This is a genomic window from Candidatus Acidiferrales bacterium, from assembly GCA_035934015.1.
Classification (GTDB): domain Bacteria; phylum Acidobacteriota; class Terriglobia; order Acidiferrales; family UBA7541; genus DAHUXN01.
The window spans coordinates 1-21,489 of the sequence record DASYYH010000027.1 but is presented as its reverse complement, the minus strand read 5'-3'; the positions used below and the strand labels follow the sequence as shown (position 1 = coordinate 21,489).

Annotated in this window: 17 protein-coding genes; 11 read left to right on the top strand and 6 right to left on the bottom strand. The window is 54.0% G+C overall.

Features of this window, described 5'->3' with window-relative positions; translation table 11 throughout:
- Positions 1 to 434: 434 nt before the first annotated feature.
- From VGR81_13170 to VGR81_13145, 6 genes are all read left to right on the top strand, one after another.
- Complete coding sequence (locus VGR81_13170; protein HEV2289889.1) at positions 435 to 2,339, top strand: sodium:solute symporter family protein; 1,905 nt, start codon at positions 435 to 437, stop codon at positions 2,337 to 2,339.
- Between the two features lie 203 nt (positions 2,340 to 2,542).
- A complete protein-coding gene (locus VGR81_13165; GenBank protein HEV2289888.1) occupies positions 2,543 to 6,118 on the top strand; it encodes a glycoside hydrolase family 38 C-terminal domain-containing protein in 3,576 nt (1,191 codons plus the stop codon).
- A 75-nt stretch (positions 6,119 to 6,193) separates the two neighbouring features.
- Positions 6,194 to 6,919: a dTMP kinase gene (tmk, locus tag VGR81_13160; protein ID HEV2289887.1), complete on the top strand. Its 726-nt coding sequence runs from the start codon at positions 6,194 to 6,196 to the stop codon at positions 6,917 to 6,919.
- A gap of 59 nt (positions 6,920 to 6,978) precedes the next feature.
- Positions 6,979 to 7,752, top strand: coding sequence for a dTMP kinase (gene tmk / locus VGR81_13155; GenBank protein ID HEV2289886.1), 774 nt, complete (start codon positions 6,979 to 6,981; stop codon positions 7,750 to 7,752).
- A 2-nt stretch (positions 7,753 to 7,754) separates the two neighbouring features.
- The gene (locus tag VGR81_13150; GenBank protein ID HEV2289885.1) at positions 7,755 to 9,347 is read left to right on the top strand and encodes a Ppx/GppA phosphatase family protein; all 1,593 of its coding nucleotides are present in this window, start codon (positions 7,755 to 7,757) and stop codon (positions 9,345 to 9,347) included.
- A 70-nt stretch (positions 9,348 to 9,417) separates the two neighbouring features.
- Positions 9,418 to 9,915, top strand: coding sequence for a histidine phosphatase family protein (locus VGR81_13145; protein ID HEV2289884.1), 498 nt, complete (start codon positions 9,418 to 9,420; stop codon positions 9,913 to 9,915).
- Positions 9,916 to 9,945: 30 nt separating this feature from the next.
- Here the strand turns inward: VGR81_13145 and VGR81_13140 are convergent, their stop codons facing one another.
- On the bottom strand, positions 9,946 to 11,385 hold the full coding sequence (locus VGR81_13140; protein HEV2289883.1) for a CHAD domain-containing protein: 1,440 nt from the start codon (positions 11,383 to 11,385) through the stop codon (positions 9,946 to 9,948).
- 267 nt (positions 11,386 to 11,652) lie between these two features.
- Here VGR81_13140 and VGR81_13135 point away from each other — a divergent pair, with 267 nt between their 5' ends.
- Positions 11,653 to 12,372: an ROK family protein gene (locus tag VGR81_13135; GenBank protein ID HEV2289882.1), complete on the top strand. Its 720-nt coding sequence runs from the start codon at positions 11,653 to 11,655 to the stop codon at positions 12,370 to 12,372.
- 150 nt (positions 12,373 to 12,522) lie between these two features.
- On the opposite strand, the gene VGR81_13130 is transcribed toward VGR81_13135, so the two are convergent.
- Both VGR81_13130 and VGR81_13125 read right to left on the bottom strand, forming a co-directional pair.
- A complete protein-coding gene (locus VGR81_13130; protein HEV2289881.1) occupies positions 12,523 to 13,068 on the bottom strand; it encodes a phosphatase PAP2 family protein in 546 nt (181 codons plus the stop codon).
- Complete coding sequence (locus VGR81_13125) at positions 13,065 to 13,727, bottom strand: PHP-associated domain-containing protein (protein ID HEV2289880.1); 663 nt, start codon at positions 13,725 to 13,727, stop codon at positions 13,065 to 13,067. Before VGR81_13125 ends, VGR81_13130 begins: the two co-directional genes overlap by 4 nt.
- 375 nt (positions 13,728 to 14,102) lie before the next feature.
- Between VGR81_13125 and VGR81_13120 the strand changes: the two genes are divergently transcribed.
- The 3 genes from VGR81_13120 to VGR81_13110 all read left to right on the top strand — a co-directional run bounded on the left by VGR81_13120 (position 14,103) and on the right by VGR81_13110 (position 17,854).
- Positions 14,103 to 15,260 carry a glycosyltransferase gene (locus VGR81_13120; GenBank protein ID HEV2289879.1) on the top strand — a complete coding sequence of 386 codons (1,158 nt, stop codon included), beginning with the start codon at positions 14,103 to 14,105 and terminating at the stop codon, positions 15,258 to 15,260.
- 144 nt (positions 15,261 to 15,404) lie between these two features.
- A complete protein-coding gene (locus tag VGR81_13115) occupies positions 15,405 to 15,845 on the top strand; it encodes a hypothetical protein (protein HEV2289878.1) in 441 nt (146 codons plus the stop codon).
- 161 nt (positions 15,846 to 16,006) lie between these two features.
- Positions 16,007 to 17,854: an amidase gene (locus VGR81_13110; protein HEV2289877.1), complete on the top strand. Its 1,848-nt coding sequence runs from the start codon at positions 16,007 to 16,009 to the stop codon at positions 17,852 to 17,854.
- Positions 17,855 to 17,891: 37 nt separating this feature from the next.
- Here VGR81_13110 and VGR81_13105 read toward each other — a convergent pair whose 3' ends face one another.
- Positions 17,892 to 18,731 carry a methyltransferase domain-containing protein gene (locus tag VGR81_13105; protein HEV2289876.1) on the bottom strand — a complete coding sequence of 280 codons (840 nt, stop codon included), beginning with the start codon at positions 18,729 to 18,731 and terminating at the stop codon, positions 17,892 to 17,894.
- An 11-nt stretch (positions 18,732 to 18,742) separates the two neighbouring features.
- Positions 18,743 to 19,669: a fatty acid desaturase gene (locus VGR81_13100; GenBank protein HEV2289875.1), complete on the bottom strand. Its 927-nt coding sequence runs from the start codon at positions 19,667 to 19,669 to the stop codon at positions 18,743 to 18,745.
- Between the two features lie 198 nt (positions 19,670 to 19,867).
- Between VGR81_13100 and VGR81_13095 the strand changes: the two genes are divergently transcribed.
- Positions 19,868 to 20,167, top strand: a complete 300-nt coding sequence (locus VGR81_13095; GenBank protein ID HEV2289874.1) for a hypothetical protein — start codon at positions 19,868 to 19,870, stop codon at positions 20,165 to 20,167.
- A 135-nt stretch (positions 20,168 to 20,302) separates the two neighbouring features.
- Here the strand turns inward: VGR81_13095 and VGR81_13090 are convergent, their stop codons facing one another.
- Positions 20,303 to 21,082 (bottom strand): TlpA disulfide reductase family protein, encoded by a 780-nt coding sequence (locus tag VGR81_13090; protein HEV2289873.1) that lies wholly within the window; start codon positions 21,080 to 21,082, stop codon positions 20,303 to 20,305.
- Positions 21,083 to 21,489 lie beyond the last annotated feature (407 nt).

Genomic DNA, 21,489 nt, shown 5'->3' with positions numbered 1-21,489 from the left:
TAGCCACGTCCGATAATGATACACGGCGAGCGGCTCGCCGTATTATCAGCACTCCGACTGGCTGGGAAGTTCGCGCTTCGCTTCCACCTATTCGCGCACGATGTACAATTGACCTGCCCACGAATTCTAGCCCCTAATCGGATACGATTTCGGACGGATGAACCGTTCCCTTTTTCTGCTATCCGCCGGACGCAGGCGAGAGGCTTGCCACCAAATGACTCAAAAAAGTTCTAAAATCGTCCCCTTGGGCGCGCCACTTTTCAATGGGTTTTCTTGTTTTTTAAATTACTTCTCTCGGGTTACGCGAGAAGTGCCATTCGTTTGAGCCTCTGGGGCGGCCACATTCTTCCTTCCCCTTGACCAAGGCAAGCGATAGACTCCGGCGGCATGAGCAACGGTCGCGAGCGCACTTGTCGGGCAAAGGAAGTGCGGCGGTGAAGTTTACGCTGCTGGATTGGTCCGCGATTCTCGGATATCTCCTGATCACGCTGCTGCTGGGGATTTATTTCCGGGGGAGCGCAGAGAAAAGCGTCGACGACTACTTCGTTTCGGGGCGGAACGTGCCGTGGTGGCTCGCTGGAACGTCAATGGTGGCGACGACATTTGCGGCCGACACGCCATTGCTGGTAGCAGGGTTGGTTTACACCCAGGGAATTGCAGGGAATTGGCTCTGGTGGGCGTTTTTGCTTTCCGGGATGCTCACAGTGTTTTTGTTCGCGCGGCTTTGGCGACGTTCTGGACTGATGACAGACGTACAGTTTGCGGAGATACGCTACGCGGGCAAGCCTGCGGCTTTCTTGCGCGGATTTCGCGCGGTATATCTCGGGCTACTGATGAATTGCTTGATTCTTGGGTGGGTCACAAAGGCGATGATCGGAATCGTCGGAACGACGATGGGCCCGACGATGCGAAACTGGGCGTTTCTGAATGCTTTTGCGCACTGGCTGACCAATATTCTCGGTTCGATGTTCGCAGGAACGGACGGACGTGCATTGGTCATCTGTATTTTCTTCCTGATTCCGTTTACGGGGATCTATGTTTCGCTTGGAGGGCTGTCCGGGGTGTTATGGACGGACTTGTTTCAATTCGTGCTGAAGATGGGCATCGTGATTGTGGTCGCGTATTACGCAGTGATTGCCGCGGGCGGAACGACTCATATGATCTCGAAAATCGAGGCCATGCGAGCCGTGAACGGCGGGTCAGATCCGCTCTCATTTTTTCCTGACTTCTCACGCGGCTTTGCCGGCAAGGCGCTGTGGACACTGCCAGTGATCACCTTTGTGACTTATCTCGGGATTCAGTGGTGGGCATTCTGGTATCCGGGCGCGGAGCCGGGCGGCGGGGGATATATTGCGCAAAGAATTTTTAGTGCCCGCGACGAAAAGCAAGGGCTTTATTCCGTACTGTGGTTCAACATCGCGCATTACGCTCTGCGACCGTGGCCGTGGATTTTGACTGCGCTGGCAGCAATTGTTCTTTACCCGGGCCTCTCGCATCCAGAGACCAGCTACATGATGATCGTGAACGATTACGTGCCGCATGCGCTGCGCGGGATTGTATTGGCAGGCTTCCTGGCGGCGTTTATGTCAACGATCGCCACGCAATTGAACTGGGGTTCTTCCTATCTTATTGGAGATGTGTATCGCCGATTCCTGAAACGGGATGCAAGCGAACGACACTATGTACGCGTATCGAGAATCATTACGCTTTTGCTCGTAGCGATCACGGGATACGTAGCGGCACATCTCGGATCGATTCGCTCCGGATGGGAAGACGTCCTGCAGCTGGGAGCAGGTACAGGAGCGGTTTACATTTTGAGGTGGTTCTGGTGGCGGATTAACGCGTGGAGCGAGATTTCCGCGATGGCATCGTCGCTCGCGGCGACACTGGCTCTCGACTGGCACACGTTTTGGCTGCGCGTGCTGAACCGCCCGACGCTTTTTACAGGCGACAGCACGGTGCAATTTGCGAAGGATGCACTGACGACGACGTTGATTACGACGATTGTATGGGTGATCGTGACGTTCGCGACCAAACCCGAGAGGGATGAGATTTTGGTTTCGTTCTATCGCAAAGTAAGACCGCAAGTGAATGGTTGGGGGAGAATTGCCGCCAAGGCGCCGGAGATTAGGCAGACGCGTGAGTTAGGAAGCAATCTCTACTGTTGGATTCTCGGCTGCGCGATGGTCTACTGTGCTCTGTTCGGTGCGGGGAAACTACTGCTGCATCGGTGGGAGCCGGGGGCGCTGTTGTCGGGGCTCACGATTGTTTTTGCGTGGGCGCTCTCGCGCCAGCTCGGACGCAGCGCGATTGAAAGCAATGCCGATTTGGCCAAATGAGTGATTGAACGCGCGGGCCAGGAGCACCAAAGGTTTGAATCGATGAAGCGTTGGGACTTCGATTATAAAATGCGTATAGTATGGCGCTGCGAGATCGTTTCGCCATGGTTCGCGGCAGAGCATTCGCGATAAAAAACGACATTTTTGTCGGGATTTGAAATGTTGGATGCCGCTCGACACAGCATCCACATCGTGGGGAGCTGATGAAAAATTGGCATGTACGAGCGTTAGTAGCGGGTGGCTTGTTGTTCGGGCTCGTTTCGATGGGCTCGACAGTGATTGGACAATCGGCAACGAAACCCGTTCGAGGCGAAGCAGCAAAGAACTTGAGTACGACTGCGCCATCAAAAATGCCGAATTTGCGAAAGCAGCCGACACTGTATCTCGTCGGCTACGCGCACCTTGACACGCAGTGGCGATGGGAATATCCGCAAGTCATCTCAGAATACCTGCTGAACACGATGAAGGAAAATTTCGCGCTGTTCCCGAAATACCCCCACTACATCTTCAATTGGACAGGCGCGAACCGCTACATGATGATGAAGGAATATTATCCAGCGGACTTTGCAAAAATCAGGCACTACGTCGCGACCGGGCAATGGTTTCCGGCGGGATCCTCCATGGAAGAAAATGACGTCAATTCGCCTTCACCGGAGTCGATCATTCGCCAAGTGCTCTACGGGAATGAATACTTTCGGCGCGAATTTGGAAAAGCCAGCGACGAATATATGCTGCCAGATTGCTTTGGTTTCCCTGCGGATTTGCCAAGCATTCTCTATGCAGCGGGCGTGAAGGGTTTCTCGACACAAAAGCTTACATGGGGTTCTTCTGCGCCGGTCGGCGGCCCGGATTCTCCGGAAGAAACGCCAGTGGGTACTCCATTCAATGTCGGCATGTGGATCGGTCCGGATGGCCACGGCGTGATTGCAGCGCTGAATCCGGGTAGCTACAGCGCTCCCGTTCATTATGATTTAACAGCTTCCACTCCGCCTCCTGGAGCGCACAATTTCGTGGACTGGCCACATCGCGTGGATTTGGACGGCAAAGCGAGCGGCGCCTACACGGATTATCACTATTATGGAACGGGTGACATCGGTGGGTCGCCCGACGAGGCTTCCGTCAAATTGATCGAAGAGATGATCACAAAAAGCATGGGGATTTTGCCGCCGCAGGGACGCAATGACGATGAAGATCAGCATGAGCAAGCGCCACCAACAACGGGGCAGAAAATGCGCATGGGCATGGGGGCGCTGCACGTGGTTTCGTCTCCCGCAGACCAGATGTTTAAGGACATAGTCGCGGAAAATTTGACTGGGGGCTTGCCGAAGTATCACGGCGATTTGGAGCTAACAAATCATTCGGCAGGTTCGCTCACGTCAGAGGCGGTTCACAAGCGCTGGAATCGCGAAAATGAAAATCTAGCGCGCGCGGCGGAAGCGGCGTCGGTTGCTGCGGATTGGCTGGGAAGCAGGCCGTATCCCTTTGCCCGGCTCAATTACGCATGGAGATTGGTGCTTGGAGGCCAATTTCACGACATCATGGCAGGGACAGCGACGCCGAAGGCGTACACATATTCGTGGAATGACGACGTGCTGGCCATGAACCAGTTTGCGCAAGTATTGAAGAGTGCGACGAACGGGATCAGTTCCGAATTGGATACGGAGACAAAGGGAACGCCGATCATCGTTTATAACCCTCTTTCAATTGAGCGCCAGGATGTTGTGGAAGCGAAAATCAAATTTGCCGGCGGCGCGCCGCAAGGAGTTCGTGCATACGGGCCAGATGGCGGGGAAGTGCCTGCGCAGCTGAGTGGAGAAGATGATGGCATCTCGAAAGTGTTGTTCCTGGCGAAGGTGCCATCGGTTGGATATGCGGTTTATGACATCGAGCCTTCCGATTCGCCAGTTTCGTTTAAGGCTTCCGATTTGAAGGTTACGGCCGCTTCACTCGAAAATGCGCGCTATCGAATCGAATTGAATCAGGACGGCGACGTCTCCAGCATCTACGACAAGAAGCTTGGGCGAGAGCTTCTTTCTTCGCCGATGAGGTTAGCGTTTCAAACGGAGAAACCCTCGCAATGGCCGGCATGGAATATGGACTGGTCAGACCAGAGCCAGCCGCCGCGAGGGTATGTTGAGGGCATTTGCAAGGTCACGATTGCCGAGGATGGGCCTGTGCGCGTGGCTTTGCGCGTAGAACGCGAAACCGAGAGTTCGAAATTCGTACAGACGATCAGCTTGTCCGCGGGTGATGCAGGGAATCGCGTGGAATTTGGCAACATTATTGACTGGAAAACACGAGAAGCCGCGTTGAAAGCGGTTTTCCCGCTGACGGCATCGAACCCGATGGCTACATACAACTGGGGCGCGGGAACGATTCAACGCTCAACCGACAACGAGAAGACTTTTGAGATGGCCTCGCATCGCTGGTTCGATTTGACGGATAAGAGCGATGACTTTGGCGTGACGATTCTTTCCGGCGCGAAAACCGGGTCCGACAAGCCGGACGACAACACTCTGCGTCTGACTTTGCTTTATACGCCCGGTGTCAGTCCGGCCGGTCAGGATTATCGCGACCAAGCGACCCAGGATTGGGGGCACCACGAATTCACATATGGACTGGCAAGTCATGCGGGGAATTGGGACCAGTCAGACACTCCCTGGCAGGCATATCGCCTCGATGACCCATTGATTGCATTTCAGAGTGCAAAGCACGCCGGAACGTTTGGCAAGGCGCTTTCCTTGTTGCGAGTCAGCAGCGACGATGTGCGCGTAATGGCTTTCAAGAAGGCAGAAGATGGCAAGGACGAAGTTTTGCGGCTCGTTGAAATGACTGGCAAGGCGGCGCATGACGTACGTTTGTCATTCAACGCGCCAGTCGTCAGCGTTCGCGAAATCAATGGGCAGGAATTGCCGATGAAAGGACAAGTGGCAATTCAGGGCGGAGAGCTGGTGACAGATCTGAGCCCTTATGAAATCAAGAGTTATGAAGTTGCCCCTGCGCCACCACACGTTCATGCGACCCCGCCGATTTCACATTCCGTTGCTGTGCGCTACGATCTGGCGGTCACCAGCAATGACGGTATGAAGTCCGCGGGCGGGTTCGATGCGGCCGGAGATGCGATCCCCGCCGAGATGTTGCCAACAGATATTCCGTATGCAGGCATCCATTTCCACTTGGCCCCTTCGGGAACTGGAAAAATGGACGCCGTCGTAACTCGTGGGCAAACGATCGAACTTCCCGTCGGTCGATACAATCGGGTCTATATTCTGGCGGCATCGTCGGATGGCGATCAAAAAGCCACGTTTCGGCTGGGAGACCGGAGCGACGCTTTGACGATTCAAGACTGGGGAGGGTTCATCGGCCAGTGGTATGACCGCTCGTTTACGATGGAGGCGCTGAAACCGCCTGTGGCCCCGGATCCAAGCGACACCAGTAACGCCGCGCAGCGGACCCGCAGGTTTATCGCGTACATTGAGAAAAATGGGCCAATCATGCTGCCGCATTATGCTGGTATAGCGCCCGGATTCATCAAGCGCGCGCCTGTGGCGTGGTTTGCCTCACACCACCACACTGCCGATGGTGCGAACGTGCCTTACTCCTATTCCTATCTGTTCGCGTATGCACTGGACGTGCCTGCCGGTGTGAGAACGCTGACTTTGCCGGACAATGATAAAATCCGCGTTATGGCGATTACCGTTGCGCAGGAAAGCGACGGTGTAACTCCCGCTATGCCGCTCTACGATATCAATGAGCAAGTAGCGGGCCGCGACCAGTAGGTTGACGCAATTTTAACGATGCTGTCACGCGGCATTTACAGTTTCGGAGCAGACTAGTAGAGTTTGTCGGGACGAATGGGAACTCCAAGCACAACGATTGAGCAGGCCGCACAGCCCGAAGAGAAACGGCCGAAACAACCGACGCGCCCATATTCTGGGGCGCTGGTCGTCGTTGAAGGCATTGATGGGTCGGGTAAAAGCACGCAGCTCCATCTGCTGAAGCGGTGGCTGGAGGTGGGTGGCTACCGGACGTACTTTACTGAGTGGAATTCCTCGCCTTTAGTAAAATCGGCGACTCGAAGGGGCAAGCGGCGCCGCCTGCTGACTCCCGTGACGTTCTCCCTGATTCACGCGGCGGACTTTGCGGATCGCTACGAACGACAAATCCTACCCTTGCTGCGAAGTGGACATCTTGTTCTCGCGGATCGCTACGTCTACACCGCATTTGCGCGCGACGGCGCCCGTGGATGCCCTGTGGATTGGCTGAGGAACCTCTATCAGTATGCGGTCGTTCCGGACGTTACGTTTTATTTTCGAGCACCGTTAGAAATTGCGATACGGCGAATCCTCAGTGGGCGTCCACGCCTGAAGTATTATGAAGCTGGTATGGACTTGGGATTGTCGCTTGATCCCATCGAGAGCTTCACAAAATTTCAGGGAATTACGCTGGCGCGCTACGACCAAATGGTCCAGTCGGACAATTTTGTTCTGATGGATGGGACTTTGCCAGTGCATCAGCTTCAACAGAGGATGCGTGATGTTGTTTCCGAGCATATCGAATTGAAGCGTTTCAAGGGCTAATCGAGGACATGGCAGAAAACGCAGAAAGAGCGGATTCACCCGAGGAATATATGAGTGCGATGTCCGCATCGTCAGGCGTACAGCCATGGATTGGCGAATCCATCGTTACACGAGCGTCGGCCGGTTTGCCGACGCTGGATCGCAGCGAGCTGAGCGGACATTTGATCGTACTTGAAGGCACGGATGGTTCTGGCCGTTCGACACAAATTGCCCTACTCACAGAATGGCTTGAATCGCAAGGCTTTGCGGTACAAACGATGGGGCTGCGCCGATCCTTTCTGATTGCAAAGGATATCGACAGCCTGCTTGCGAAGAACTCCGTGACGCGCTATACGCTGGCGTTGATGTACGCCACGGATTTTTTTGACCAGCTTGAAAACCGCATTCTCCCGGCGCTGCGTTCTGGGATGATTGTGCTGGCTGATCGGTATTACTACACATTGATTGCGCGCGCGGCTGTTCGCGGTCTGGATCATCAGTATCTTCATCGAATTTATGATCTTGCGCTTCCTCCGGACCTGACTTTTTTCCTTAACGTCCGGCCGCAAGTCGCTTTCGAGCGGGAATTTCAGAAATCGCCGGCCATCAGCTTTTGGGAAGCGGGGCGCGATTTACATTTGTCAGACGATCTTTACGATTCTTTCATTGGCTACCAGACGATGGTTCGAAAAGAGTTTGTAAATCTGGCAAAACGTCATGGTTTCGCGACGCTGAACGGCGAAAACACGATTCGCACGGTCAACGCGGACCTTCGCAAGCGAATCGCTTCTTATCTGGGAATCCGCAACATTCGCTACCGTCCTTCGCACGCGCTGGTGCACCTCTGGCAATAACCTTGGCTGACCCTGTTCGAATCGCGGGCATCGATGCAGGTTCAAACGCGATACGGCTCGTCATTGCGCAAGCCAACTCGGCATCCGAGATCCAAATTCTTGAATCGGAGCGCTGGCCTGTTCGACTGGGCCACCGCGCGTTCACGAAACACAAATTCAGCCGATTGACGATGTTGCAGGCCACGCAAGCCTTCCGCAAATTCAAGACTTTGCTCGATCGTTATGACGTGAAGCGCTACCGTGCTGTCGCGACGAGCGCAGCTCGCGAAGCCCACAATCGCGCAGAACTGATTCGGCGAATCCGCCACACGACCGGCATTGAGTTGGAAGTAATCGATTCCTCGGAAGAAGCGCGTCTGGTTCGCTCGACGATTTTAGGCGCAGTGGGGGAGCGCTTTTCGCCTCGTCTCATCGTGGACCTTGGCGGCGGGAGCCTGGAAGTCAGCCTTTTGCGAAAGCGCGCACCCGTCAAGATTTTTGCGTTGCCGCTCGGCACAGTTCGTCTAATGGAGACTCTCGGCATTTATGGCGCATTCAGCGAAGACGAATGCGAACGCGTGCAGCATCGCGTGCTTTCGATTCTGCAAAGCGTTTGGCCGAACCCGCCGGACCTCTCGGGTGCCGTCGCTGTTGCTTCAGGGGGGAACGCTGACGCACTGGCGCGACTGGCGCCCGGACCACGAATCGGGGGTATTGCCACAATTAACCTGCGGCTGCTGCACGAACGGTTATGGGGTATCTTGGGGTTGGGCGTCAGCGAGCGGATGAAGGCGTTAGGCCTACGCAAGGACCGTGCAGAGGTTATTGGAATTGCTGCGATTGTTTTCAGTTCGCTGGCGCAATGGTTACGCTTGCGGGCCTTGCTCGTTCCAGGAGTTGGAGTTAAGGAAGGAATTCTCTGGGATTTGGCAGCGTCGCACTACTCTGGTGTCGCACCCAAGAGTTATGCCGTTGTTGCGGAGCCGCTTCTACGAGAAGCGCGTCGGATCGGCGTGCGTTTCGACAGTGATCCTTTGCATGCCGAGTACGTGCGCAGCCTGGCCGCTTATCTGTTCGATAAGCTGACCCCAATTCACGGACTACCGCACGAACTTCGCTTGCCGCTGGAGATGGCGGCGATTCTGCATGACGTGGGGTATGCGATTAATTCGACCGCGCATCACAAGCATGGCGAATACATTGTTCGTAATGCTCAGATTCCAGGATTGAGCGAAGCCAATCAGATGATTGTTGCATGTCTAGTCCGTTATCACGGGAAATCGAGTCCGGATCCAGGGCATAAGGTTTATTCATTGCTTGACCCGAGGCGTCGTGAAGAAGTTCGGCTGCTTACGGGAATCCTGAGAATTGCTATTGCGCTCGATAAGGACCGCAGGCGAATGGTTCAGAGCATCGATGTGGTGATTCATCGAAAGACAATCCATCTTCGTATGCACTGTGTAGGACACTATAGCCTGCCTATCAGTACATGCCGCAGGGCTGCGAAGTTCTTTGAAGAGGTTTCCGGATGGAGGTTCCGCTTCGGTCGTGCACGCAATGTCCGTCGTTCAAGATCGCTTGAAAGGCTGCCGACGAGCGCGCACCGGGCTGCCTAGTCGCTTGATTTCTTAAGCCGCTTGGTTTTGGCTTGATGCGGCGCGTGATTCGGAAGGAAAAGAAGACGAAATGAGACTCTTTTTGATGCGGCACGGTATTGCGATTGACCGCACGGACCCAGCCTGCCCGCCAGAGGTGGATCGTTTCCTGACGCCGAGAGGCATTGCGAAGACGAAAGCCGCCGCGCGCGGGCTGTGTGCGATAGGGATCAAACCGGGCGTTATCCTCGCAAGCCCTTTGCTGCGCGCGGTGCAGACGGCAGAGATTGTGTGTGAGGCCTTGGGCTATCCCGTAAAGAAGTTACGCCAAACCGAAGCCTTGAAACCAGAGGCCAAACCTGCAGTTCTGTTTGAAGAAATCTCCGCCGTCAAGGCCGGTGAAGTGCTTTGCGTTGGCCATGCTCCAAATTTAGACTTGGTGATTGCCCTCGGAATCGGATCTCACTCCACAGTGACGGCGCTCAAGAAAGCTGGTTGTGCGGCACTGGATATGGAGAACTTTTCTCCGCCACGAGGGTCGATAATCAGCGTATACCTGCCGAAAACCCTCCGCCAGCTGGCGGATTAGTGATTCTCACGTGGAATAGGCGATCCGCAATCAGGCTGCGGCGGTTTTCGTTTTGAGGTCAGACGTCCGGACCGGGGTGCCGGCGACACCGGGGAGTATGGCGATCGGTCTGCGACACGCAATTTCGAGCAGGTGTTTAGCCGTTGCGAGCTTCGACAGCAACGGCTCTTCTCCGTCAAACCCGTAAGCACGAATCAACAGCCCGTCCAGTGTCACTTCCAAATCCATCCTCCGAATTTGTATTGGAGATTGTTCGCAGCAAATGGCAAGCCGCAAAATTCCCGCGAGAAGAAGCGTCGCCTGACGGAAAGAACTAGAAAGGGAGCTGAATTCCTTGTGTTTAAGCTGGGGCAACGCCTTGCGATGGTAACGCGCCACAAGCGCCACGAGCTGTAGTTCAGATGGTCTCCATCCCAGCGGAAGAGGCAACTTGTGGATCAAGCGGTAGGATTCCTTGTGATGCCCTTTATTGCCGCTCATTCGGCCAACATCCTCCAGCAATGCGGCTGCCCGAAGAATGACTCTCCCGCGCTCAGTCGGCAATCCAACAGTGAATCCGCGAGCAGCAAGCAAATCGTATAGCTCCGCGCTGAGTGTGGCTACGCGCTCAGCACGTGTGAACTCAGGCGTTCGATACGCCGACCAAACGGACAGCTTCGCCAGAGCCGCTTCTTCCTGGGCGTCTCCATGGGGCAATGCAGCACGCCATGCCTGCCATATTGAATTCTTACCTCTGGTTTTTGTCCGGTATTGTGCCAGCCGGAACATTCGTTCGCTCTCGATCGCTGTCTTCCATTCCATTCCTGCGGCATCGTTTTGCGCTGGCCTAAGCGCCACAATCTTTGTCCAGAGCACGTCAAGGTCATGAACTTCGCCAAGCATATCCTGAAGTTGTTTCACATCACCACGCCATTTGGCGTGCAAGCCTGGCATGAAATTTTCCAATGTGTACCGGAAAGTCTTCAAACCGGCTCGCGCACGGTGATAGCTGATTTTGGAACGGCTTCGCAGAGCGAAGCGATGCTTCTTGTACGCTTCATCCCAGCGCTCGAGCGCCAGGTATTGTGCCGGCGCCGTTTCGGGTATTAATCGTGCAGCCCGCTCGACCAGAAGCTTTTGCAAAATGGCCCATTTCTCTCGGCCGAAGCTCTTAAGCGCCCCTTGAGCTTCTTTCTTAGCCAAATCAAATTCGAGCTGCAGAGAGGTTTCCAGCGCCTGCCCGACCGTGCGATTGGCGTTCTCGAATTTACTCAGCCAACCGAGAAGCACTTCGGAATCTCGCAAGGAGCCCAGGCCCTTCATGAGCTTCTTGCCTGTACGTCTCAATTTTTTCCAAGCAGGATGTGGGTCCAATTCAGACATTGCACTTTCGATCGTCAAACACCGGCGCAGTGCCGTTCGCAAATCGTGAATCGGATCGCCGCTCAGATTCTTGGAAGCTTTCGCATGTTCCTGCAAGACACGTGACATCCAGTATGGCAATCCAGTCTTTGGCGCAGCACTATCTTGAATGTGGCTCTTTAGATGTGAAGTCGCGTTCATGAAGCCCTGCCGTAAGTGACGGGGCGGATGATGTTACCTCTGCCAAGGGGGCCATAGCAAATCTCCGAAAGCACGGCTCCGATATGCCGAAAAAAAAAGCCTCATAAACGTTGTTTTCGGCGAAGGCGCGGTGGATAATTTGTACGGACGATTCAACTGTTTATGACTTCAGGTCCGCTACGAAGGTGACGCACGATGAAGACTTCCGTCAGCAAACGAAAACTAAGAGTCCTTGCCATTGATGTTGGCGGGACTCATGTCAAGATCTTGGCGACGGGAGAACACGAAGAGCGCAAACTCAATTCCGGCCTCGCTATGACCCCGCAAAAAATGACCCGCGATGTCAAAAGGTTGGCTGAGGACTGGAAGTACGACGTTGTGTCTATAGGTTATCCCGGCCCCATTGTGCATGGGCAGGTTTTGAGAGACCCCTATAATCTTGGGCATGGTTGGGTCGGTTTTCACTTCAGGAAGGCGTTTGGGCACCCCGTCAAACTAATGAACGATGCTGCGATGCAAGCATTGGGGAGCTATCGCGGTGGTCGCATGCTTTTTCTGGGACTGGGCACAGGGCTCGGCTCGGCGATGATCGTCGATGGGATTGTCGAGCCGATGGAAATTGCGCATTTGCCTTATAAGAAGGACCGGACGTACGAGGACTACATCGGGTTGCGTGGTCTGCAGCGACATGGGAAAAAGAAGTGGCGACGATATGTCGCCGATATTGTTGAAAGGTTGAAACTGGCAATGGAGCCAGACTATGTGATTATCGGTGGAGGAAACGCGAAGAAATTGAAGGAACTCCCCCCTGGCGCGGAGCTAGGCGACAACAGGAACGCCTTTCGAGGTGCGTTCAGGATGTGGGAAACCGCCGGTTGGCAAGGCGCGCCAAGCTCCGGGAAGCACGGAACCTGAGCTTCCGAGGGAATCACCAACGAATCCTCTTCTGCTGCTGCACTTAAGTCTTCCTAAGCGCGAATCATCAGCGATGACCCTTTCAAAAAACTCAAATCTCGCGTGAGTCGAAGGAGCATGGACGCGGCATGTAAGCATCGATTTGCTGAGCTATCTGATTCTCACGAAAAAATGAAAGCATGTGAGTCCAAGCAATATCCCGATTACCGACCCCACGATTACATCGCTCAAAAAGTGCATTCCCAAAATAATGCGCGAGACAGCAATGCTCGCCGCGGCAAAAAGCAAGCAAACCTGCAGTTCCGGATAAAACGAGCCAAGAACTATAGAGACAGCAAATGCTGTGATCGAATGTCCGGAAGGGAAAGAGAACTGGTCCGGGGGCAGAATCACGGACCAGCAATGAGGCTCAATCTCGCATGGTCGCGGCCTTTTGCTCACTTGCTTGAGGAAGCGGAACAAGGCGATTCCGAGCAGTGCCGCCAACCCCGCGGAGCCAATGGCTGGGAAGCGAGACGGCCCGCCGAAGAAAACAAGAAGCACGCCAATCGCATACCACAACCATCCGTCGCCCAGACGCGTGGCATAGATCATAAATAGTCGAAACCAGCGCGGCGCCCGCCAGCGATGAACACGTTTCATTAGCCGATAATCGTTAGACTGAATCTGGTTCCAAACCGCTCTGGCCACGGTCATGTCCATTCCTCCGTTGCGCGCTGCGGTACACTGATCCAGCCGGAAAGTTTGCGTGGTTCGCGCTTGCCAAGAATCTTCTTGGACCAATACCTGCTAAATTTGTGTTCGCTACGATAGTTTAGAAAAGCGGCGACGGGCACAAGGATTGCCAATGGCAAAAGTGGAGAGGTGCGAATGTCCTCTCGAATCATTTCAAGGCCGATGAGCAGAAGGTCTCTTGCCAATTTTCGAGTGCTCCCAGACTCTCCGCCTATTCGACCCATTCCTGCACGCAGGCCGGCGAAAAATTCCTCTTTATTTCGTGCATCGGGCACTTCTGTAAATGCGCTGCCGACGGACGGCAGAGCGTGAGCATCGCTGCCTCCGATTTCCAGCTTTGAAAACCGCCGGGCAAATTGCGCCGCATTTTCGTTTTGAATAAACGCCATGTGGCTGTTGTGTGTTTCAACAGCGGGGAAGTACTGTTTGAACCAGAGAAAATCCTCGTCGGCGCGCGGACCGGTCAAACCGGAAAACACGTGGTTGACACTGAAAAGAATTCGGCGCTCTGTCAGATACATGAGCAATGCAACCAGATCGCCTCGCCGTTGCTGAACCTGTATATGCTGCTTTTCAGTGATATCAAAAACGCCGATGTGCGCTATCGTGCCACTCGGCATGCGGCATGTAACTTCCTCACTCACAAAAAAGCCGGGATGCCGCAGGAGCTTCTCGGCTCCCTCGATTGAGTCGTGATCCGTCAGAGTAAAGAGGCTCATCCCGCGGCGACGCAGATGGGAATAAACTTCTTCGGGATCGCTATAACTTTCGCGGCATATCCGAGAAAAAAAAGGAGTGGTGCACGGGCCGGAGAAGTATGAGTGGACATGCATGTCGCACTTCACAACTACGAGCGTAGAAAATGCCTGTTACACCCGCATGACGGCGAGGCTAAAGTTCTGCAAAAACACGGCACTTAACTCTTTCAGCATAGTAACGGACATTTAACAAAACTGTAGCACGCGACGGCACTCCCGGTGTCACGATGGCCAAGCATGGAGCGAATCGAATTCGGCTTTTTCGATGCCGGTGGCGGCCACCGCGCGGCAGCCACGGCGCTTCAGATGGCCATTCAAGCCCAGCGGCGGCCATGGGAAATTCGACTCACCAACCTCCAAGAAGTTCTCGACGATATTGACATCTTGAAGAAATACGCTGGCATCCGGATACAGGACTTCTACAACGGCATGCTCAGAAATGGCTGGACGCTCGGTAGTACGCAACTCATGAGAGTCCTGCAACTGGTCATTCGCGCTTATCGCCGGCAGATTGTTCGGCTGCTCGAACGGCATTGGGAGATGACGCAGCCGGATATGCTGGTTTCTTTTGTCCCGCACTTCAATCGCGCTTTGTGCGAGAGTTATAGGAAAGTTTTTCCGGGTCGGCCGTTTGTCACTATCCTTACTGATCTAGCTGATTACCCGCCACATTTTTGGATCGAGCGTCAGGAACAATTTTTCGTCTGTGGATCAGAAAAAGCTGTCGCTCAAGCGATCGCTCTAGGACATGGGAGGAACCATATATTTCAGGCTTCGGGAATGATCCTCCATCCGCGTTTTTACGAGCCGCAATCCTCAGATGTCGCACTGGAACGTCATCAGCTGAACTTACTGCCGGATGTGCCGACGGCTCTGGTGTTGTTCGGCGGGCATGGAAATCGTGTCATGGTCGAAATTGTCGATCGGTTGGCTCGCTCTGAGATCGATCTTCAACTGATTTTGATCTGTGGAAAAAACCGAGATCTTGCCAGAGCCCTCCGCGAGAAGAAATCTTGCGTGCGTTATTTTGTCGAAGGATTCACAAACGAAATTCCTTATTACATGCATATTTCGGATTTCTTCATCGGCAAACCAGGACCGGGAAGCATTTCAGAAGCCGTCGCCGAGGGTCTGCCGGTAATCGCCGAATGCAATGCATGGACGCTCCCCCAAGAGCGATACAACGCGGAATGGATCCGCACGCGAAATGTGGGCATTGTACTCCGCTCTTTCCGGAACATCGTTCCGGCTGTCGCAGAGCTTCTCCAGCCTGAGAGACTTGCCGAGTGCCGAAAGAACGCGTCCCGCGAGACTAATCGAGCCGTATTTGAAATCCCCGACTTTTTGGACTCGATTTTTGAGCGGATACGCCCGTCGACCGCTGTTGAAGCTTAAACTCCTCCTTCCAAGTTGCACTTGAGATAGAGTAGTAGAAGTATGAGGATCGTGTTGAGAGAAGCCCTGAAACGAGATTTATGGCGCGAGCTCCTGAAAGAAGATTGAAGATCCGGCCTCTTGGGTTATTGGAAGGATTCTCAAATGGGAAATGATCCCCACGACAAATCATTGCCTCAGACGTTGTTCAAATTTACGTGGGTTGTCGTCGTAATCGTCGGCCTCGTCGTCGCGAGCATATTTTATTCGCGTCATGAAGAAAATCAGGCCATCGAGGAAAAAGCAGCACGGGCGGAGCGAGAACGCGCGCGACGATTGGCGGAGGGGCTAGGCGGGAGCAATTTTGAGATTATGAATTTCTACGCTGCACCTGGCGCCATCCATCGGGGGGACTCATCTCAGATTTGCTATGGCGTTTCCAACGCAAAGGACGTGATGCTTACACCAAAGCCCTCGGAGGGAGTTTGGCCATCCCCTGAAAGGTGTGTTTCGGTTTCACCAGAAAAAACGACGACTTATACTTTGACCATAACCAATTCTTCTGGCGAGAAGAAGACTGCCACTCTCGTTTTGACCGTCCAATAGCCCGTTCGTATTCAATCGATTTCATGCTCTTATTCTTCTGCTCATAGAGGGGCCTCCTATTGTTATTGACTCGCTAGCCGTGTAGTTGGAGAATGCGCCGCCGACATCAAGAGTTGATTTGCACGATACTCTACCATGGTGATGCCAGTGAGGCTGCTGACATGGAGAAAATAATGATCGATCGCCGCCATTTCCTTTCCGCTTGCTCGAGATTCGGACTTGCGGGGACTCTTTTGCCAGGGGTGCTGTGGGCTATGGCGGATGGCGATGCGCAAAAAATTACATCGGACATGATCAGCCAGGCTGCAATCATCGCTGATGTTCCCATTCCGCCGGAAGATCGCGAGATGATGCTCCGCGATCTTGAGAGCGCGGCGAAAGGCTACGATGAGATATATCAACTACACATCGCCAACGGCGTGCAACCGGCAATGGTTTTCGACCCATTCATCAGCACAGATATGCATCTCGAAAAAGTAAAGCGTCCGCCGGCAATGTCCGCGGCGCCTGCGATAGGTGTTCGCGGAGTGCCAAAGGATCTCGAGGAGGTTGCTTTTTATACTGTTCGTGAGCTCACCGAGATTTTGCGCACAAAGAAAGTTTCGTCAACGGCCCTGACGCAGATGTATCTTGCCCGCCTGAAGCGTTACGACCCCCTTTTGCAGTTCGTAATCACGCCGACCGAGGATCGTGCGCTCGCCAAAGCCAAGGAGGTAGATCGCGAAATCGCTGCTGGGAAATATCGTGGACCCCTGCATGGAATTCCGTGGGGCGCGAAGGATCTGCTTGCAGTCAAGGGCTATCCAACCACGTGGGGCGCCGCGCCTTACAAAGAGCAGACAATTGACGAGGATGCAACTGTAGTTAAGCGGCTCGACGCCGCGGGCGCCGTTCTTGTCGCAAAACTCACGCTCGGAGCGCTTGCAGAGGGAGACCGCTGGTTCGGAGGTGTTACACGCAATCCTTGGAATCCTGATCAAGGATCGAGTGGTTCTTCAGCGGGGCCAGCCTCAGCGACCGCCGCAGGATGCGTTGGCTTTTCGGTTGGATCTGAGACGCTCGGGTCAATTTCTTCACCCAGCACACGCTGTGGTTGTACGGGGCTGCGTCCGACATTTGGACATGTGCCGCGCACCGGAGCGATGGCATTGTCTTGGAGCCAGGACAAGCTAGGTCCTATTTGTCGCTGCGTCGAGGATTGTGCACTTGTACTCGACGCGATAGCCGGGCCGGATGGGGAAGATCGTTCGGTTCGACCGGCTGTTTTTAATTGGAACGCACATCAGGATTGGCGCAAATTCCGCGTCGGATACCTCGAATCGGAATTCAAATTTGATCGAGCGGCGCTGGAAGAACGTCTGAAGGGATCTCGGGGAATCAGCGATGAGGAGCGTCGACAATTCATTGCATCAGCGGAGTCAGATCAAAAGTTTAACGATGCGGCACTTCGAAAATTGTCCCAGATGGGTGTTAAATTGATTCCTGTCGAACTCCCGAAGCTACCGTACCAGCCGATGGTTACGATCCTCAACGTGGAGGCAGCGGCGGCTTTCGACGAATTGACTCGCACCGGTCGCGACAAACTGATGGTGGATCAGGGGCCCACTGCCTGGCCGAATACTTTCCGCGCCGCGCGTTTCGTTCCAGCCGTTGAATATGTTCAGGCAAACCGCGCAAAATTCCTTGCGATGCAAGGCGTAGCGAAGGCCTTCGGGAGTTTTGACGTCATTGTTGCGCCGACAAATGGTGAGCAGCTCACGGTGACGAATCTCACGGGGCATCCAGCCCTGATTCTTCCGAATGGCTTTCGCGGCGACGATGCTCCGCCGGCGGTCGAGAACAAAGATGGAATGGTTGGAAATTATGGCGGACCCGGTACTCCCGTGAGCCTTACATTTCTTGGGCAACTGTTTGGAGAAAGCAAACTACTCGCGTTTGCCCGTGCCTATCAGAACGCGACACCCTTCCACCTCAAGCATCCGAGGCTCGAAATGCGATCGGCTGGCTGAGCTAACTACGGCGATGGACGCTTGCCGGTGAACGTGCTTAGCGGTAGGCAATGAGGAAGATGCGAAGAAATGAAAACAGAATGTTGCCGTCAGGGCGGGACGGGTAGGCGACGCGGATCTTTTCCGTATACTCGGCGATGAATTTCCCACGGTCAGTCTCTTCCGTAATAGGCGTCAAGTATGGGCGCATGCCCGTGGCGCTGTACCATTCCACAATGGTTCTAGCGTCAGGCATAACGTGAAAATATTCCGTCAGCCAAACATTGACGCGTGAGGCCAAGGGGGCAAGCAAGTCATAGTAAAACTCCCAGTCGTGTGCGTGCCAGGTACGGACTCGTCCCGTAGGGAACCATTTCCGCCAGCTGATTGACGCAGCCATTTCACGCAAAAGCCGATAGGCTGGGCGGTCTTGGCTGCTTGGAATTTGAACGGCCAGAGCGCCGCCGGGCGCGACGTGGGAAAAAAGTTGAGGATAAAGCGTGGCATGGTCGGGCAGCCACTGCAGAGCAGCATTGGAAAAAACGACGTCATAAAGTTCATTCTCTGATTTGTTTTCAGCGACTCTTTCAGCAGATTTTTCCGCTGTAGCATTGGGCGGCTCGCCAGCGGCCCACTTCCCGATGTCGCCTGTGATCCATCGCCCGCGTGGATTCGATTCAATCGCGGCGTTGATCATCGACGCGTCACTGTCAAGCGCTGTGACTTGAGCGCCAGGCCAGCGTTCCGTGAGAACTTGCGTGCTATTGCCCGGGCCGCAGCCGAGATCGATTACGGTGCGAACTTGAGGAACAGCAATGCGTGCTGCTAAATCGCGGCACGGTTGCGTACGCTCTTCAGCGAACTTTAAGTAGTTTTCGGGATTCCAATCGCCGGCCATAGTAGGCCGTATTACTCCATTTTTGGTGCCAGCTTCAGCGGACGCGCAAGGTGCATCCACGTCAACATCTTAATCACCGGCCAAGAGGGATCGAATTCGCCGCGAGATATGCTGAAGCGTGCCGATGTCGGATACGCGTGGTGATTGTTGTGCCAACCCTCTCCTGCAGTAAGTAATGCAATGAAACCGAGATTCGTCGCTGTATTGTCGAAATTCTGCTTGCCAATCGCGTGATTCGCGCCGTTTATGACAGCATTGAGGAAAATGTACGTCGAAGCCTGCACCAGGAATGCCGCACCGCCCCAAACAGGTCCCAGAATCAACATGAAAATGGAAATTCCGAGAATCACACCAGCGAGGCCAAAGCCGAAAATATAGCGGTCGAGCCAGTCGTTGCCAATGTCCGGAGCGAAGGTCGTGAGGGTTTCCGCATTCTTCGCTTCCCGCGTGTAGTAGTAGACATTCCCAAGAAGAATCCGCCACAAACCTTCGAGAACAGGACTGTGCGGATCACCTTCTACATCCGTGTGGCGATGATGCTTTCGGTGCACCGCTACCCACTCCTTTGTGTTGATTCCGGTCCAGAGCCATAGCTGAAGGCGCATCGGGAATGCCACAACCGGGTGCAAATAAACCCCACGGTGAGCCAGCGTCCGATGGAGATAAATGCTTGTTGCAAAGGCAGAGAGTTGAACCACTAGAACGACGGCAATAGTTGCGTATAAGAGATGTAAGAGCAAAGCTCCCTCAGTCTGTTCAGCTTCGGATCGGAAAGCGAACAACTCAGAATAGACTGCAAAGATTCGATAGTCAAACGATACGGCATGAGGGCTTTCCAAGTTTTCACCGCCTTGGACTGACTTCTTTAAGATAACTTTTAGTACGCATGATCCACTGAGAGCAATGAGCCGTCGCGGCTTGCACAGTAGAATCCTCATTGCAGGAGCAATTGGGATCCCCTGTTCGGATATTTGCGCATCGCGTTCCATCCGGATATGGTCCAAAAAAACCGCGACTCGATTTTCCAGTCGAGTCATACGGGCCGGTTTGTTTCGTTTGCTTTTTGAGACGATTTGATTCTTCTGTTGGATGATTTCGGCTGTCCGAGCCGAATGTCGGACGAGGAGGATTTCTGGATGACACTTTCCAAGCGCATTTTGACGATCCTTGCCGCAATGGCCTTCGGCATCGCCCTTTCGTTTCCCTTGGCAATCTCTGCAGAGCCGGGGCCATCGATGACAACTGCCACGGCTGCGATGCCCGCACCCAGGCCACACCCGGAGATTGACGATGCCATGCGTCTTTTAAGGCAAGCTGACAATCACCTGGCTCATGCGGCGCACGATTTCGGCGGTCATCGCGACAAAGCAAGGCACCATATCGCTGAGGCTCTTGCGGAACTTGACGCAGCCCTTAAGTACGCTGACACGCACTAGGCTCTCCGAGATGTCGTCGGACCTATAGAATTTCTACTAGGGTGAGCGGCGTATGCATTTCAGTTCGAGAAACAACGAGGACTACGCCGCTCGTTTCATTTGAACGCGAGATGTTTCGAGTATTTGCAGCTTTTGTTATCGGTCTTCGGATTGCGTCTTCGGAGAAAAAACGTTCTTTGATGTGCTTCCTTTTGCAACTTCACGGACAATTTGGTTGGCGATACTGTTGCTTACGGGACAACTCGTGTCATTAATCCGGCATTGAGCCAGCGTAAATTTGCATCCGCATGTACAAGACTCGGCGTTCAATCTGTGCAGCGCGATTTTTTTCTGCGCCTGCGTTAAGCCTGAGAAACTGACACCTGGCAACTGGGAGGCATGCGCGGCATTTTTCAAGAAAATTTGCCCCACATCCTCGAAGGTCTCGATCCTCGCGTTTACGGGAAGTCCGAGGAGAGCCCGGATCTGCATATTGTAGTATGCGAATGAATATACACCGACGTCTTTCTGTACCACGCGGCCCTGCGTGTTGATCAAAAATGAAGTTGGGAATGCTGCGATTCCCCCGTATTCCTCGTCGAGTTGCCGAGTAGCCATGATGACCGGATAGTTGATATTCATTTTCTGCGCAAACTTTGCAACTTGCGCAGGCGGAATGTCGTCTTCCGAGGCACCGATGACCGCCAGCTGGTCAGGATATTGAGCCTGCAAGGCAATTAATTCCGGTATTTCTTCGCGGCAGGGGCCGCACCATGTCGCCCAGAAATTGAGGAGGATAACTTTGCCTCTTAGAGCGGTTGTCGAGACGGGCTTGCCGGAAAGGTCCTGAGTAAGAAATGGCGGTACTGGCTCGGGATCTTTGGCGAAATACAAAATCGCAGGCTTGTCGTCGGAAGCATCTTGAGCAGCGTTCACGGCTCGCTTGGAAACGGTTTTTTCTGATGTTGGAGCATTGGACCCGGCAGCTCGATTCCGAGCCCGCGCGTGGATTCCGGCCAACGTCAGCAAACAAACCGTAACTAGCGCTGCCATCCCCGCCAATATTGCCAATGTTCGGCGCAAAATCTTCCGTCCTTCCACCGTATATTATCGGTCTGATTCACTAAGAGTACAAGGCTAGGAGTCTGATTGGATGTCTGACCTGTACCATTCGCGAATCGCATAGAGTCAAGAAGAAAGCTGGCTCTGTTGACATCCTCGCTACGGCGATGAAAATTCGAGATATTCGGCGCTGGTCCATTGTTGTTTGCTATCGAAGCAGGAGGTGCGATGGCCGAAGTCGGACTCCTGCCTTTTTCTCGCATCGCGCTGGCAGTGGCCAA